Genomic DNA, 16,453 nt, shown 5'->3' with positions numbered 1-16,453 from the left:
CAGTGCAAGCCGGTTGCCCGCATTTGCTGGCTCAGCACTCCGATCAACGCTTTGCCGCGCGCTCGCCTCCGCCGGGCTTTCGGCTCTCACTTGGCCGTAGGTTGCACGCTGTGATTGCAAGCTGGGCCATGCCGTGCTTTGCATTTCCACCGCGCCTTCATTCGTCGTGTCGGCTCGGCCGCAGGGAGACAATCCTGCAGCCGTGGCCAGATCCTGCGATAGAGCTCAATGAAAATCGATCACCTGATTTCTGGGAGCGCCGCTATGCATGACACGACAGTCATCGCCGCGCCGCCAGGTCACGAAGCTTGATGGCCCATCATATGGCTTGTGCTTGGCTGGATCGATGACGAAGCCATGCGGAGCGATCGTGTAGTCGGAACATGGAACGAGAAATCGCCGTTCGCCGGCCTCGCCCCGGATCCCACCCAGCGTCGCGATGCATTCGACGAAACCTAGTTGGTGATCGGAATTGAGAGCCGCGATGACGACCCAGTCATTGTGATGTCGCTTCTCGAATTCGCGACGGTCACGGGCGTGGGACTGCCCTTCCAACAAAGCAACGCCCATGACGCGCTCGTGGGCATCGGGATAAGTGTCGCGAAGTGTGCAATCCGCCAAACGCCGCTCATGGGCGCTGAACAGCTGCGGAAAGGCATGGGCAACCTTCGCCCATTCGCAGTCCTCCTCGTAGAACCCGTTGTCATTCCGGTAGAGAGCATGGACGGTGTTGTTTGCAACGTCGTCGAGATGGAAACCGCCGTGGCTGGCGGTGGAATGTCGAACGACACCATCGGCGAATTGCCGTGAGTCCTGCGCCGCGCCCCACGGCGTTGATGTTCCGGCATCTATCGTCGGCCGATCCAATCTGCGTAGTTCAACCTCATGTGCCGCTTTTTCGGTGGCGCTGTCATCATCTAGCTCTGCCATGACAAACTCCTTCTGACCGCTCGGAAACGATGACGCCGCCGGTATGAGCCTGCGGCGTCTATTCGGATCCTGACGCCTGTTGTTATTCGGCGGCCGCGCGGAAACCCTCGTCCGTCTCTTCCTCGGAGCCGGAATCACCCACGACGTCACCAGCGGAATGCTGCTCTTCGAGCGCATCGGGACCGCCTTGGGCCTCCTCCGATCCGCTGTCGACGCTGGTGTATCGTCCGACCCACGACCGGACGTCATCAGTGGATGGCGCGAGCAATGCCGTCCGATGCACGAGCTTTCCCTCGGCGAAATGCTCGACCAGAGCCGCACGGGTGTCCTTCACCTTGATCCGGCCGGGGACCCCAGCTGTTTCCGCTGTGGCCTCCAGCGCAGAGCGCGACAGGCATGAGAGGAAATCCTCCGTGCCCATATTCGTCAGAAATTCATCAGCCGCGATGGCGCCGCCGGCAATGCGGGCAATCAGGCCGCTATCGGAGCGATTGCGCCGAAGCGACAGGACTTCGATCAACACCGAGCGCGCAGCCTGCACCAGTGTCTCTCGATCGAAGGACAGCTTGCCGTCCTCGCCAATCAGCCTGGCAGCATGCGGGCCGCATTTTGCGTGACCATGGGGATTGTCCGATGCGCCGCTGGCGACCGTCACGTTGGTGCCGGTGAAGGCGAGGATGAGCAGAGCCATCAGCGTATCGTCCTCGATCGGCGCACGGGCGAGCGCCTCGTGGAGAGCATCGGTGCGCAAGTCACCGATCATGTCGAGACCCTTCTGGGTTACGTCGGGCCGCACTTTCGGCGTCTCAACCTCCTCGACGACGGTTTCGACACCATCGGAATCCTTGACCAGCTTGGGCTTCTTCGCTTCGGGCATGCGGTAGGCAACCGACTGCACCGACCCGTCGCGGGCATTGATGTACCAGCCGGTCAGATCGCCCTTGCCAGGTTTTCCGTAGACCTGTTGCGCCTTGGCTGGCAGCTTCGCCTGGCCGTATTCGTTGGCCTCGATGACCGAACCACGCTTGGGCAGGTTGTTGGCGAGCCACTCCTGCTGCGCCCCGAGAAACGCCTCGACATCCGTGGTGTAGCGGCTGTCCTCGTCAGCGGGTGCAAACAGGTCCTCGACCCAGGTGATGCCGTAAGCCTGTGCCAGATCGTCACCGAAGCTTGCATGTTTGGCGAGCATCCGGGTCGTGGTCAGCGCCCGGGCGACCTCCCACCACGACACCTGCGGATCCTGCTTCCTCGGCTTGTACTTCTTCCAGACCTCGGCCTGCCCGTCCTGCCCGGCGGCCGCGATCGTGCGCAGCTGCTGCTCGTTCGGCATATCACCACGCGCCATCTGGTCGAGCATCGCGGGCAGGATATTGGCGAGCAGCCGTAGCTTGCGGATCTGGCGGCTCGGAAGCGCCAGCGCCATGGCAATCGAGTCCTCGGTCCAGCCGAGAGCCACCAGCCGCTCAATGGCGCGCCACTGGTCGACGGGGTTCAGCGGTTCGCGGGCGATGTTCTCCGCAAACGACTGCATGGCGCCGAGATCATCGGAGGGATCTGCCAGTAGCAACGGGATCTCCGAGAGATCCGCGGCGATCGCCTGGGCGGCGCGGCGGTGACCGAAGACGATGATGTAGCTGTTGCCGCCTTCCGGATCGAGTTTGACGATCGGCGGCTGTACGACACCGATGGCACGGATCGATGCGCAGAGCAGCGCGTCGGACTGGGGCGAGGATTTCGACTGGCGGGACCGGTCGGGATTGTCTTTCAGACTGCGCGGATCGGCTGTAATCAACTGCATGGGAACGACCTTTCGGTTTCGGGCGGACGGACTGTCCTCGCCTCCTCATCGTCTTGTTGAAGACATCTCCCGAACTGCAGGACGGGCCTGCGGCTGCAATTGCGCCGGAGCAGACCTGGCTTGCGCGCAAGCGAGGCACACCTGCCTTGCGAGGCAAGCTGGCCCGGTCTCGGCGACCGACGCGATTGAGGGAACCGGCAGCCGTCGGACCGTTCTTGCGAACCGGGTTCCTTCCCTCATCCACCCCTCCTTTTCCTCCCCTTTTACATATCTCGGCGATGTCACACGATTTTAAGCAATTGCTGCTGAACTCTTGCCATGACAAAGCCGCCGCGCAAGAAATTCCAGCCGTTGCTGCGGGAAACCGATCTCCCGATCCGTTCGCGATCGCGCAAACCACGCGATCCCGCGCAGCCGCAGCTTCCCTTCGACTCGATGCCAGACCGCATCGAACCGTGCCTGGCGCTGTTGAAGGCAAAGCCGCCATCGGGACCGGACTGGAGTTACGAGATCAAGTGGGACGGCTATCGTGTGGCGGTGCATATCGAACCGAACTCGGTGCGGATCGTCACCCGCGGCGGACATGACTGGACGCAAAGGTTTCCGGCAATCGCCGCCGCTGCGCGCAAGCTCGGCGTCGGGACCGCCATTCTCGATGGTGAAGCTGTCGTGCTGGATGCAGAGGGCCGCTCGGACTTCGGGGCGCTGCAACGGTCGCTCGGCGGACGCGGAGGAAAGAAGGCGTCGGGCGATGCGATCCTCTACGCATTCGACCTGTTGTATTTCGATGGCCATGACCTGACGAAGATGGAGCTTTCCGGTCGTCGTCACCTGCTGGAAGACCTCATCGGCGAGAGCGAAGGAACGATCCGTGCTTCCGAGGTGCTCGAAGCCGACGGCGCGACACTTCTGGCGGCCGCCTGCGAACACGGCCTGGAAGGCATCATTGCCAAGCACCGTGACAGTGCCTACCGCTCGGGCCGGCTTGGCGACTGGCTGAAGATCGAATGCATCCAGAGCGAAAGCTTTGTGATTGTCGGGTACGAGCCATCCACCGCGGCACGCGGCGGGATCGGCAGTCTGCTGCTGGCGGCCTACCAGGGCGACACGTTCGTCTATATCGGTTCAGTCGGGACTGGCTTCAAAGAGAAAGATGCTATCGAACTGCGCCGGATGCTGGACACGCTAAAGACCAAGCGTGCTCCAGTTGCGGTTGATAAGAAGGGAGTCGTGTTCGTTCAACCGACATTGATTGCCGAGATCGAGTACCGCGCCTGGACCGACGATGGCAAATTGCGGCATGCCTCGTATAAGGGCCTGCGGGAGCTGCAGGACAATGCGGCGATCTACAAACTCAGCGAGTAGCGTCCGAAGGTCTCAAAATGAAAGGGCGCTCGACCCTTTCGGGGAGCGCCCTTTCCGACCCGGACAGTTTCCAACGCGCGGCTATCGCCACTGCAGGAAACACATCGAAACGGGTGATGAGCGATAGATGTGTATCGCCCGACCCCGTTTCAAGTAACCGCGGTATGTCATCGATCACGCGGCCTGCTGGCGATCCTCCTCTGGTTCGTTGGCGGTTGCCGCCAGATCCCTCTCGATCTCGTCCAGTTGGCTCAGCTTGAGTTCAAGCTCGGCTTCGAACGAGAAGCGTTCTCCAAGACGCGGCGTGTAGGAGGCAAGACGACGTTCGGCATCGACGAGCCGATTGCGATAGTTCTTGCGTTCCTGTTCAAACCCGCCAAGCGCATGCTCGAGCCGGGAGATGGCACCGATTGGCGTCGTTGTGACGGCCAGGTCGATCTCGTAGTCGCCACCCGTGCGCTGAAGCAGCGTGTCGTAGCGATAACCGTCCTTGCCGAACCGTTCGCCATGATAGGCGAGATCGAAGCCGCCGATCATTGCAATGATCACCTCTTTCTCCTGCTGAAGCTGAACCAGCCTCAGGATCTCCTTCATCAACGCGCGGCCGGCGAGTTTGCGCTCGTCGAATGTGCCTTCACCAACCTGCATGACAAAGGCGTCGCTGGATGTCGGGACCAACCGCTCGATATCCTTGCCTACATCCTGGATCCGGCGGTTGGAAAACTCGAAATCGCGTTCAGCGTCACGGATCTGCCGGCGGATCGCATGCTGATCGTCGATATGGGCGGCCCGCAGCCGATCGAGACGGGCGATTTCAGCCTCCAGCCCGGCCTTCTGCATCAGCCGCTCGTCGCCCGACGCGATCGCCTTGGCCATGGCGAACTGGTTCGCCTGCCCCTCTCCCATGTCCTCAAGACGCCGAACGCTGGTGTCGCCGGACAGGGCAGCGGCGATAAAGCGGGCCTTGCGCTCGTTGTTCTGCCACATGGTGGCGTCGAGCGAGCCCAGTGTTGCATAGGCAAAGACATTGACCTCGTCATGCTGGTTGCCCTGGCGAATGATACGGCCCTCGCGCTGCTCGATCTGCGATGGCAACCACGGTACGTCGAGGTGATGGAGCGCCTTCAGCCGTGCCTGGACATTGACGCCGGTGCCCATGGTTTCCGACGAGCCGATCAGGACGCGAACCTTGCCGGCATTGAAGTCGTTGAACAGGCGCTGCTTGGCGTCCGACTTCTTATAATCCTGCATGAAGGCAATTTCCGAGGCAGGAACGCCCAAGCGGACGAGCTCATCGCGGATCCAGCGATAGGCGGAAAAGCCGCGCGTAACCTCGACATTGATCGTGCCGAGATCGGAAAATATCAGCTGGCCAGCGCCCGGCCGGTCAAACGGCTTGCCGTCTTTGCGACGATATTCCGCCTCTCCCGTTTCTTGCCAGATCCGATGGGTGTTAGTGACCAGCGCATTCAGCTTGTTGTTGGTCTCATTGCCCATGGCCTGATCGACCAGCCGAAGATCAATCGCGGCATGCCGCCCGTCGGTGATGACCGAGAGCAGGATGTCATCGCCGGGCTTGGCCGGACCATCGCGCATCTCGATCGCCTTGATCCGGGCATCGAGCAGCTTCTGATAGGCTTTGAACGCCGGCGTCGGCTCGGCGGTGACGATCTGGCGCTTGCCGCCGGAGACGTCGGGAACCTTCACATACGTCCTGAGATCGGCGGGCAGCACAACGTCGGCGAACGACCGGAACATGGCAATCAGTTCCGGCACGTTGACGAACTGGCTGAAACGCGTGACCGGCTTGTATTTGCCCGATGGTTGTAGTTCGAGTTCGGTCGAGGTGTCGCCGAAGGTCGAGGCCCAGGCGTCAAACTCGTGCAGTCCACGTTCCGACAATGCTGCCGGATCCATCATCCGCTGTACGGAGAACATCTCGCCGAGCGTGTTGGTGATCGGCGTGCCCGAGGCCAGCACCAGCGCCCTGCCCGGGTTTTTGGTTTCGATAAAGCGGGATTTGACAAACAGGTCCCAGGCGCGCTGCGAGCCGTTCGGATCGACACCGCGCAGGGTCGACATGTTGGTAGCGAAGGACAGCTTGCGGAACTCCTGCGCCTCGTCGACGATGATCTGGTCGATCCCGAGCTCCGAGATGGTGAGCAGGTCGTCCTTGCGCGTTGCCAGTGCTTCCAGCCGTTCCTTGTGACCTTCCTTCATGCGTTCGATGCGCTTGCGCGATAGCCGGTCGTCGCGTTCGACCTTGGTCAGCAGCTCCTCGTAAAGCTCGAGCTCGTCCTGGATCATCTGCGCTTCGAACGCCGATGGCACGGATATGAACCGGAATGCCGAATGGGTGATGATGATGGCATCCCAGTTGGAGGTCGCTGCCCGTGACACGAAGCGATGGCGCTTCTCCCTGACAAAGTTGGTTTCGTCAGCGACCAGAATGCGGGCGTTGGGGTAGAGCGCCAGGAACTCACGGGCAGCCTGCGCTAGGCAGTGGCCTGGCACGACCAGCATCACCTTGTTGATCAGGCCGAGCCGGCGCTGTTCCATGATTGCGGCAGCCATGGTCAACGTCTTGCCGGCGCCAACGGCATGAGCGAGATAGGTGCTACCTGCCGAAATAACCCGCCAGGTCCCGCGTTTCTGATGCTCATAAAGAGAAAAGGCGCCTGAGGCGCCCGGTAGTTGGAGATGATCGCCGTTGAAAGCGCGCGGCGCGATGTTATTGAACGTGTCGTTATAGACGCGCGCCAGCCGGTCGGTGCGATCTGGATCAGACCAGATCCACAACTGGAAGGCGGTCTTGATCTTGGCGAGCTTTTCCTTTGCAGCCTCCGTCTCCACCGTGTTCAGCACCCGACGCTCGGTCTCGCCGTCGCGAACCGTATCGAAGATCTGCGGCACGGAGGAGTTGAGGGCGTCGGAGAGAAGCTGGCCGGCATGGCGGCGGTGGGTGCCCCATTCCGTTGTGCCGGCGGCCGACCATTCGAGTTGACGGGCATTGACCGTCCAGGTCGCCAGTTCCGGCAGATGGTGGATGGAGATGTCAGCCTCCATGGTCTCCTTGACGAAGGCGACGACATCATCGGCCGGGATCCACGGGGCGCCAAGGCGTGCGGTGATATCCGAGGGCCTGAGATCGGCGGGCTGGACGCGCTCCAGCGCTGTCACGTTTCGCGCGAAAACTGGGTCGAGCTCGGCGGCTGCTCGGGCAACAGTGAGCTTCGAGCGAACTGCCCCGGACAGATAGGCATCTGACGTCTGCCAGGAGCCGTTGGACGGATCGCGGAAGACCGCCTCGCCCAGCTCGCCGAGAACGTCCTCAACGTCGCGATGCAACAGCTCGGCGATGTGATCGGGAGCGACATGTCCGCGTTCGTTCAAAACGACAGCGAGCGCATCGAGCGCCGATGTAATGCTAGGTGCCGGAGGCGGCGCGATCACCCGCTCGGTAAAGATCGGCCCGGGTTTGGCGGTGTTTGTCTCCAGATCGTAGTCCTCGATCGAGGCGACCAGCCAGCAATCGGGATCATCGAGGAAAGGCGTAAGATTCGGCCGGCGATGGATCTCCCTGACTTCACCGGTTTCCGGATCCTCCGATGTCGAGACGGAGGTGAAGTTGATCTGACCGAACTCGCGCACGAAACTGGACCAGGCGATGCGCAATGAGACCTGCGCCTGAGTCCAGGGCTGATCGCGTTCCTGAAGCTTGAGGATAAGCCGGACCGCGTCACGGATCGGGATCAGCTTTCGGATGATCAGGGCGTGCTTGGCGAAGATGCCGTCGGTGCTGCGGCCCTTCCTGACCTCGACCGGGACAGCAACCCCGTCCACCACCTGCATAAGCGCCGTGGCCTTGCCGATGAAATAGCTGCCCTCGCGAACTTTTGGGTCGTCCGGGCGCTCTGCCATGGCGTCGGCGACCTCGTCCTCGATCGCAAAATCGATCGTGCTGGCCTCGCCGTCGTAGAGGTCGGCCGGTAGCTGACTGATCGCGGCGTTCAGGCTCGTTTCGAGATCATCACCGATCGGGAGGCAGGTGTAGGTCTCGCCGAATGGACCTGAGGTGATCGCATGGCGGCCCAGCACCATGTCGGGATGATCGGCGAACCACCTGTTGATACGGACGCTACCGCCCTCGCCTTCGGACTGGACATCCGCGAGATCAAGCCAGTTGCAGCTTCCAGCCTGGTCGTCGGCTCGTCGCTTCCGGAAAAAGAGAATATCGACGACCACATCCGTGCCGGCGTCGGCGCGAAAACTTCCCTCTGGCAGGCGGACGGCGCCGCTGAGATCGGCCATGCCGGCGATGTATTCGCGGGCGCGGGCGTCGGCCTTGTCCATCGTGCCGGACGAGGTCACGAAGGCTGCAAGACCGCCAGGCTTCAGCCGGTCGATGGACTTGGTGATGAAATAGTCATGCAGCCGCAAGCCGAGAGACCGGAAGGCCGGATCACTCTTCACCGTCCTGTCAGAAAACGGCGGGTTGCCGATCGCCAGGTCGAAATGATCGGGCAGGTTCGAGCGCGAGAAATCACCTATGATGATTTTCGCGCGTGGCTGGAGCAGCCGGACGATACGGGCGGTGACGGGATCAAGCTCGATGCCGGTGACATGGCTCACCTTGGACAGAGCATCCGGCATCAGCGCCGGAAACATCCCCGTGCCGATACCCGGCTCCAGGATCCGTCCACCATCGAACCCCATGCGGATCAAGCCTGACCACATGGCACAAACGATAAACTCCGGCGTGAAGTGGGCATATTGGGTGCAGCGCGCAAGCGATGCGTATTCACCCGGCGCAACGGCACTTTCGAGATTGCCGCCGAGCTCCTCCCAACCTTTGCAAAATGCCTCGTCGCCGGGACGCCGGAATATGCCGTTGGCCAGATCAGAGGCGCCGAAGCCGGTGAACTTGATCAATCTGGCCTGCTGGTCAGGACGAGCCGGCAGGCCCTGGCGCTCGATATCGTTCGCTAGCAGGATGGCGGCGATATTGTCACGCGCACGGTCGCGCCAAGATTTTGCGAGACCGCGAGAACCCTCCAGCCGAAAATCGACCTTCTCCCGTATCTGCGTTGTGGGCTTCGGTTCTTTGCGGACCGGAGCGGCTGGCGCCGGTGTCAAGGGCCGGGGGTCAATATCGGTCCCGAGGTCTGCTGCGAAACCCGTCAAACCGAGATCGAGACCGGATGCGAGAGCTGTATTGCCGAACAGGTCGACAGCGAAAGGATCGTCATGCGCCACTGGAAAACTCCTGTAAGTGGGCGCGCCGAGGCACACTCGCCGGAAGGAGCGGTGTTGCTAGGCTGCGGATGGTGGAAGGTTGGAAATGAAGGCCGCCGTCAGGCAGCGACGGTTTCCGGCAAAAGACGGAATTGTACAGGCAGCTTGGCAGCGATCTCCTCGTCGGTCAGATCGTCGAGCAGCTTCCAGATCTTGCCTTGAGCAGAAGGGTAAACGAGAACGATCTGGCGATTGCGCAGATCGGCTGGAAAGCGTTCGTCGGCATAGCCGCGGAAATCCGGACCCGTCGCGCTCCAGATATGATCGAGCTTTTCCTGTCGGTTCATCGCGCGCACCGGGCGGGATTCGCGGGCGATGATTTCGGCGCGCAGCCTGTCGGGCGACTGGCGATCGCCCAGGTCGCAATAGCCGTGAAACCATCGGGACCGGTCATCGATCGTCAGGGCGAAGAACACGCTGGTGACGCTGGCGGCCAGAAACTCGCGCATGGCGAACATGTCACCGCGGTAAAACAGCGGAGGGAGGATCTCGAACATGTGGTCGTGATCGGCTTCGGATATCTCAAACCACTCGCCAACATAGTGGGTGCCATTCATCCTTTTATCGTCGAATGGCGCCTGGGCGTGGCGGTTGAACAGGGCGTACATTTCGTGGCGACTGGCGACGCCTTCATAGACTTTACGATGTGCTGGACGGATTGCTGGAGAAACGGACATCTGCGGCTCCTTCGGGGTTGCGGCTGAAGCGGAAGCCTGATCGACCTCTTCTTTCAGTCCTTTGATCACCCCTCCTCAGCCGGCGCCTCACGGGCAGCGGGTCAAGGGCCGCCGTCAGGCGGGCGGCAGCTTCACCCTTGATGCGCTGTCCGCGTATGCGGCAGCTCTCCTCTCTCCCTCCTCTGTTTCAATTCCTCATTCCAATCCTCAGCTTCCGGCCATAGCCGCGAGAAATCGCAACCGGCGCAGTCCGCCATCTGGCGCAGGCGATCGGCAAATACTTCACCTTGGACATTGTTGTCGGTCGCGGCCACCAGCCACACGCCTTCCCCGGAAACCAAGGTCTCCAACGCCTGAGCGGTCAACGGCGACCAGCCGCCACCGGTGCTGACATAGAGCGTGTCGGATCGTGTCTGCTCGATCGCGGCCAGGCTGAGTGCATCGATTGCCGCCTCCGTCACACAGATCCGACGGGCATCCACCTTTCCAAACCGGAAGAGCGCCTTGGCGCCGCCGGTCGAAAATCCTCGCCAGTCCGGACCGCGCTCCTCCCAACCGATGACGGCGCCAGCCTCATCGACGTGCTTCGCCCACATCGAGCCATATGGTCCTTCGCGCAGAACGTCGGCCTCAATCGCTGCGGAGATGACTTGCCATGGCAGGGCGCGGCATTGATGCAGATACCTCCAGGTCGCCGAAGCGCGCCACGGCCGTTTTCGGTGGATCCAGCGGTCGGCGCTCGAAGCCACCGTTTGCATTTGACGGAGAGGCTTCTCCCAGGCCGGCGCGGTGGGCTGAAACGCGACGAGATCGCCGACCACCGCCAGGGTCTCGGCAAAGCCGATCCCATGGAGATAGCTTGCGAGCGCGAACACATCGCCCTTGGCATCCGAACGCGCGTCGAACCATCCCCTGTCGCCGTGGATGACGATGATGATGTCGTCGTCGCGCCGGAATTTGACCGCCCGGCGCGTACTCTCTTTCCGGTCTATCGCGAAGCCCTCATGCTCAAGCACGGCTGCGCAGCCCACCCGGGCGCGCAGCTCCTCTATGTCATTCTTCTCCATTTCACTTCCTTTGGTTTTCCTGACTGTTCGGACTGGCAGCGCCCAGGCCGCGAAGATGGAAGCGCGCAAGGGCGCGGTTCGCAACGTGCAGATTTGCCGGGAAAGGTCGCGGCGAAGCCTCCCTTGCGCGCGCATCAGCGCAAGCGGCACGCCTTCCCCCCGAAGGGGTGATCGGCTCAATGAGCCGATCCATAGGCAAAGGGGTCATACTCGTTGATGATGGCGTCCTCGTCGCCGTCATACTCGGCGGAAGGCATGACGCCGATTTCTCCATCCACCTCGAAGAGGGTGACCGGGACCATCAGGGTCCGGGCAAGATCGAGTGCGTGGTTCTGTGCGAGGCTGAGTTCCGACATGTGAGGCTCCATCCGGTGGCGGGGCCAATCCCCGCTCGATGGCGCCCGTTTGATCCGGACCCGGCCGCGGTCACTCGGCGGCGCAGCCAGAGAGGTAGCAGGAACTGCGAACCCCTGATCCGGACCCGGCCGCGGTCACTCGGCGGCGCAGCCAGAGAGGTAGCAGGAACTGCGAACCCCTGATGTGGTGGAACGGCCCGCTCCTTCAGCGCCTACGTGCTAGGATCGTGGTCGTATCGCAAACTCTACAAGGAGGGACATGAAGTGAACAATGTTGCTACTATTGGGTTGGACTTGGCGAAGCAGGTTTTTCAGGTGCATGGCGCTGACGTCGAGGGCACACCGCTGTTCAATCGAAAGCTACGGCGCAACGAGGTTTTGCGCTTTTTCTCGAAACTTCCGCCATGCCTTGTCGGAATGGAGGCTTGCGGGAGTGCGCACCATTGGGCGCGCGAGATCGCCGCTTTCGGCCACGACGTTCGCTTGATCCCCGCACAATATGTGAAGCCATTCGTCAAACGCGGCAAGACCGATGCGGCCGATGCTGAAGCAATCAGCGAAGCCGTGACCCGCAAAACCATGCGGTTCGTGCCGATAAAGTCGGCAGAGCAGCAAGCCTCTGTCATGGTTTTCCGCACCCGTGCTCTGCTCGTGCGCCAAAGAACACAGGCGATTAATGCCTTGCGCGCTCACATGGGCGAGCTTGGCATCATTGCGACAACGGGGATCGCTAACATAAAGCCGCTGGCGGCGATCGTTCGGGATGAAAGTGACGCCCGCCTGCCTCCTGCCGCCCGTTTTGCTCTTGAAGAGATCGTTGATCAAATCGACCGTCTGGCAGCAAGGATTGAGAAGCTTGAGCGCGAGATCATAGTTGTCGCCAAGCAGGATGAGGATATGCGGCGCCTCGCGACAATTCCTGGTGTCGGCGCCATTACCGCGATGGCGATAAAAGCCTTCATCCCGGATCCGGCTGGATTTAAGTCTGCACGTCATTTCGCAGCCTGGATTGGATTGACACCGAAGTCACATTCGAGTGGCGGAAAGCAACGTCTTGGCCGCATCTCAAAAATGGGAAACTCGCAATTAAGATCTCTATTGGTGGTTGGAGCAGCATCCATCCTTCGCCATGTACGCAGTGATGACAGAACGCGGCCCTGGTTGCGGGAATTGATGGCACGACGGCCATACAAAGTCGTTTCCGTTGCACTGGCCAACAAGACGGCGAGGATGATCTGGGCTCTCTTGGTCCGAGGAGGAACATACCGGGGTCCTACAAGATTAGCAGCGGAGAGCGTTCCCACGTGAGGAGCAAAACCGCGCAGACGAGCTGACCGGCAGAGGCCGGCAGGTCGAGGTGCATAAAAGCCGATGAACTAACGGGACAACATCCCGAAGCAGGCCAGGCCGAAACCCGCGACGTGCATCACAGCACGAACCCCTGATAAAGCCACTTGCTTCGCGAACCTCATCGAGGCCAGCGGTCATAGGCCGCACAAGAAGGCCGGACATATGACCGCACCGTTCCCGTTTGATGAAATCGGAAAAATGCATCTTGCACCGCGGGCCGTTCCACATATGCGGGTTGACCGTCCAAGGACGGGACTGGATTAGGGATACCAAACAAGAGAGCTGGGTTTGGCAACGCCATTGGCTGGAGCGGATTGGTATTCGATCTCGCCGCACTGACCTTCGTCCGGATCATCCGGACTGCCATCAACCGGAATGAAGTGAAAATAGGGAACGGCTTTGTCTTCCAATGTGAGACTTAGGCCCATAGCGTTCGATTTGTCGGACAGGTGTTCATCGATCGCATCATGTGCGACGGCACACAGGGTGAGACTTTGGCATTGCGTTTAAGACGCAACGAAGGAAGCGCTGCCAACTGGCCCGGTACGCAGCTTCGAGATTTCCTATTCGTGTCAATTCTGAATTGACAAGCGATAAAGGTTTTAAAGTAAACTTGATATTCACTTTGAACTCGTGTCATAATGTCTATTATGAATGAACATCCAACGCCAAAGCTAAAGCACCTCATCCAATCGGTTCCGCCGGGCTTCCTCGTCGATTCGGCTTGGACGGCACGCCATGCGATCTCACGGCAATCCGTATCGGCGTATATCAAGCAGGGTTGGCTTGAGCGGATCGCGACAGGCGTCTACCGACGACCATTTTCGGCAAGAGAAACGGCGCAAGCCGTCACGGGCTGGAAAATTCCCTTGTTATCCGCGCAGTGGATCATCGGACATGTTTTCCACGTAGGAGGTTGGACCGCACTTGGATTGCGCGGCCATTCCCACTACCTGCAGCTTAGCGGCGATACGCGCGTCTACCTCTATGGCTCCGATATACCTGACTGGCTTATGACATTGACAACCGATGCCAGGTTCGTCCGGCGAGGTCATGGACTGTTCTCCGACGAGAACAACGGCGTCGAGGACAGCGAATTCAGCCTCTCCGATAATCCAGATGAGGAACTGGCCATGAGCCCGTGGCGCTGGCCTATCAAAATGTCGTCTGCAGAGCGGGCGATACTGGAGATTCTCGATGAACTTCCGAAGAACGAAAGCTTTCACAACATCGACATGGTGTTTGAGGGAATGGTCAATCTGCGCCCGAAAATGTTGACGACGCTGTTGACCCAGTGCCGCAGTGTAAAGGTGAAACGCCTTTTCTTCGTCTATGCCGACAAGCACGCGCATGCGTGGCTCAAGCATATCGACAAATCGCAAATCGATATGGGACGCGGCGATCGGGCACTTGTCCCAGGCGGAAGGCTCCACCCGATTTATCGCGTAACGGTCCCTGCCGACCTGCTGCCAAAGGAGAATATGAATGGCGCGTGATCGCTATATGCGGCAGGTCGAACTGCTGGTCCGGACGTTGCCCTACATCGCTCGGCAGGACGTCTTCGCCCTCAAGGGGGGAACGGCCATCAACCTGTTCTACAGGGATATGCCTCGCTTATCGGTCGATATCGACCTCACCTACCTTCCAATCGAGGATCGGGACACCACGCTCAGCGGTATCGACGCCGCGCTTGACCGCATTCGCGAAGACCTGCTGAAAAATCTGCGCGGCGTCGACGTCCAGCGTATCGCCGGTGGCGGCAACAATGACACGCGGGTGCTCGTCCGGCAGGGCACCACTGAAATCAAGATCGAGACCTCGCCGGTCGCGCGTGGAACGGTGCATCCTCCAGAACTGCGGACGGTCACGGATGGCGTGGCCGAGGCGTTCGGCTTTGTCGAAATGCAGGTGGTGTCCTTCGAGGATCTGTTTGGTGGCAAGCTTCATGCCGCCGTGGACCGCCAGCACCCGCGCGATCTCTTCGACGTGAAGCTGCTCTATGATAATGAAGGCCTGACCGATGCGTTGTTTCGGACCTTTCTCATCTACGTCGCAAGCTCCGGCCGCCCCCCGCATGAGCTGATCAGGCCGTCATTGTCCGAAATCGATGACGCCTTCGTGAAAGAATTCGAAGGCATGACCATCGAGCCTGTCAGCCTGATCGAACTGAAAGACGCGCGGACCCGGCTGACAGATGACCTTCGAGCCCGCCTCGATGATAAAGCGATGCGATTCCTGCTTACTCTCCATGATACGGAACCGGATTTCGACGCCATCGGGTTGCCACAGGCAGCGGCACTACCGGCAGTACGGTGGAAATTGCTCAATCTAACAAAGCTGAAGCAGCAGAACCCCGAAAAGCACGCTATGCAGCGTGGGGAGATTGAGAATATGTTTGCTTGAGCCCACTGAATTCTCGAGCTCGTCAGGCCGCAGGCTTCTTACTCAGGGGTCGAACCAACGCAGCGGACACTACCGTCATGCCACATCGCGCCACCTGCAGGCGCGCGCAAAGCCCGGAGGAAACATAGAAGAGCATCGGAGCTTTCAGCATCGCGCCGGCCGAACAGGGCGGGAAAGCGGGAATTCTCGACACGGTTCGCCCGGAAAAGGGGAGCCGCAGGAGCCTTAGCATCGCGCCGCAAAGCGGAAGCGGGACCGACTGCCCACGGGAGAACCGTTCCATTTCAGTCTGTCGCGAAGGCGGAGCCAACGTCCGAGTTTCACGACACAGTCCGTGACAACGATCTACTCTTCCCTATCGATTAGTCGGGCCGCCACTCGCCGACCTCGATGGAACCGCTCTCGGTCAGTTCGGTACATACGAAGTGTAAAAGCTCATCGTGCGTGATGACGGCGGCGCTCAGCCGGCCAGTCCGGTACGCTCCGGTATCCAGTGCTATGCGATTTGAGTAAACTTCGGGCCGCTGCGACTTTGTGATCGTGTGACCGTGTAAAACGACGTGGTCAAGAACGTCCATGTGGTCGAGAAAACCGGCCCTGATCCAGCGCAAGTCGTATTCGTCCTGTTTTGCGAGCAGAATGCCGGGACGTATTCCAGCGTGAACAAAACAGAAGCGGCCCATTTCCATGAACGTATGCGCGTTTTCGAGCAAGTCCACATGATGTGGGAAGACGCGGCGGATATCGGCCGCGATGTTCTCAAAATCTGGCACCGGACGACTGGAATATGCACTCACTGTCGCGACGCCTCCCCAGTCCATCCAATTGACAGCGTCCTCATAGGTGAGAGCACCGCGAAGGAGCTCACGCAGGTAAAAATCATGATTGCCGAGAATGAGCCGGGAGCCCGGATAGAGATCGAGTGTCGAGCAGACCTGATCGAGTACCTTCGGACTGTGAGGGCCGCGATCGATCAGATCGCCCAGAAAGATCACGACAGGCTTAGATTGATGATTATTCGCATGGGCGGCGATGTACCCAAGCATGGCTTCGAGAAGATCGGCGCGTCCATGGACGTCGGCAATGGCATAGACGGTGGATGGTAAGCTCTCGGTCGGTATCACTACTTTTTCCTGCAGGGGAAGCCAACGCGTGGCGATCGCCCTTGTGCTTGCAACATGTCGGAGCTTGGGCGGGGACGGGACCAGGGCC

General features: G+C 60.3%; 11 protein-coding genes. 4 read left to right on the top strand and 7 right to left on the bottom strand.

What is annotated here, in order from left to right; genetic code table 11:
• Window positions 1-225: 225 nt before the first annotated feature.
• Window positions 226-930 carry a DUF7007 domain-containing protein gene (locus ASD31_RS06975; RefSeq protein ID WP_244483784.1) on the bottom strand — a complete coding sequence of 235 codons (705 nt, stop codon included), beginning with the start codon at window positions 928-930 and terminating at the stop codon, window positions 226-228.
• An 82-nt stretch (window positions 931-1,012) separates the two neighbouring features.
• A complete protein-coding gene (locus tag ASD31_RS06970; RefSeq protein ID WP_056331300.1) occupies window positions 1,013-2,728 on the bottom strand; it encodes a ParB/RepB/Spo0J family partition protein in 1,716 nt (571 codons plus the stop codon).
• Between the two features lie 318 nt (window positions 2,729-3,046).
• Here ASD31_RS06970 and ligD point away from each other — a divergent pair, with 318 nt between their 5' ends.
• Window positions 3,047-4,093 (top strand): non-homologous end-joining DNA ligase, encoded by a 1,047-nt coding sequence (ligD, locus tag ASD31_RS06965; RefSeq protein ID WP_056331298.1) that lies wholly within the window; start codon window positions 3,047-3,049, stop codon window positions 4,091-4,093.
• 174 nt (window positions 4,094-4,267) lie between these two features.
• Here ligD and ASD31_RS06960 read toward each other — a convergent pair whose 3' ends face one another.
• The 4 genes from ASD31_RS06960 to ASD31_RS06945 form a co-directional block, all read right to left on the bottom strand.
• Window positions 4,268-9,349: a helicase-related protein gene (locus ASD31_RS06960; RefSeq protein WP_056331296.1), complete on the bottom strand. Its 5,082-nt coding sequence runs from the start codon at window positions 9,347-9,349 to the stop codon at window positions 4,268-4,270.
• Between the two features lie 98 nt (window positions 9,350-9,447).
• Window positions 9,448-10,065, bottom strand: coding sequence for a DUF1419 domain-containing protein (locus ASD31_RS06955; RefSeq protein WP_056331346.1), 618 nt, complete (start codon window positions 10,063-10,065; stop codon window positions 9,448-9,450).
• A gap of 131 nt (window positions 10,066-10,196) precedes the next feature.
• On the bottom strand, window positions 10,197-11,132 hold the full coding sequence (locus tag ASD31_RS06950; RefSeq protein WP_056331293.1) for a DUF3991 and toprim domain-containing protein: 936 nt from the start codon (window positions 11,130-11,132) through the stop codon (window positions 10,197-10,199).
• A gap of 176 nt (window positions 11,133-11,308) precedes the next feature.
• A complete protein-coding gene (locus ASD31_RS06945; protein ID WP_056331291.1) occupies window positions 11,309-11,488 on the bottom strand; it encodes a hypothetical protein in 180 nt (59 codons plus the stop codon).
• A gap of 264 nt (window positions 11,489-11,752) precedes the next feature.
• On the opposite strand from ASD31_RS06945, the gene ASD31_RS06940 reads away from it, so the two are divergent.
• From ASD31_RS06940 to ASD31_RS06930, 3 genes are all read left to right on the top strand, one after another.
• Window positions 11,753-12,796, top strand: a complete 1,044-nt coding sequence (locus ASD31_RS06940; RefSeq protein ID WP_056331289.1) for an IS110 family transposase — start codon at window positions 11,753-11,755, stop codon at window positions 12,794-12,796.
• Between the two features lie 692 nt (window positions 12,797-13,488).
• The gene (locus tag ASD31_RS06935) at window positions 13,489-14,334 is read left to right on the top strand and encodes a type IV toxin-antitoxin system AbiEi family antitoxin domain-containing protein (protein ID WP_056331288.1); all 846 of its coding nucleotides are present in this window, start codon (window positions 13,489-13,491) and stop codon (window positions 14,332-14,334) included.
• On the top strand, window positions 14,324-15,241 hold the full coding sequence (locus ASD31_RS06930; RefSeq protein ID WP_056331286.1) for a nucleotidyl transferase AbiEii/AbiGii toxin family protein: 918 nt from the start codon (window positions 14,324-14,326) through the stop codon (window positions 15,239-15,241). Before ASD31_RS06935 ends, ASD31_RS06930 begins: the two co-directional genes overlap by 11 nt.
• A 362-nt stretch (window positions 15,242-15,603) precedes the next feature.
• Here ASD31_RS06930 and ASD31_RS06925 read toward each other — a convergent pair whose 3' ends face one another.
• Window positions 15,604-16,365 (bottom strand): metallophosphoesterase, encoded by a 762-nt coding sequence (locus ASD31_RS06925; protein ID WP_056331284.1) that lies wholly within the window; start codon window positions 16,363-16,365, stop codon window positions 15,604-15,606.
• Window positions 16,366-16,453 lie beyond the last annotated feature (88 nt).

The organism is Rhizobium sp. Root482 (genome assembly GCF_001426565.1).
Classification (GTDB): domain Bacteria; phylum Pseudomonadota; class Alphaproteobacteria; order Rhizobiales; family Rhizobiaceae; genus Pararhizobium.
Note: the sequence above shows the minus strand (reverse complement) of the source record. Positions and strands in the feature narration are given on the sequence as shown.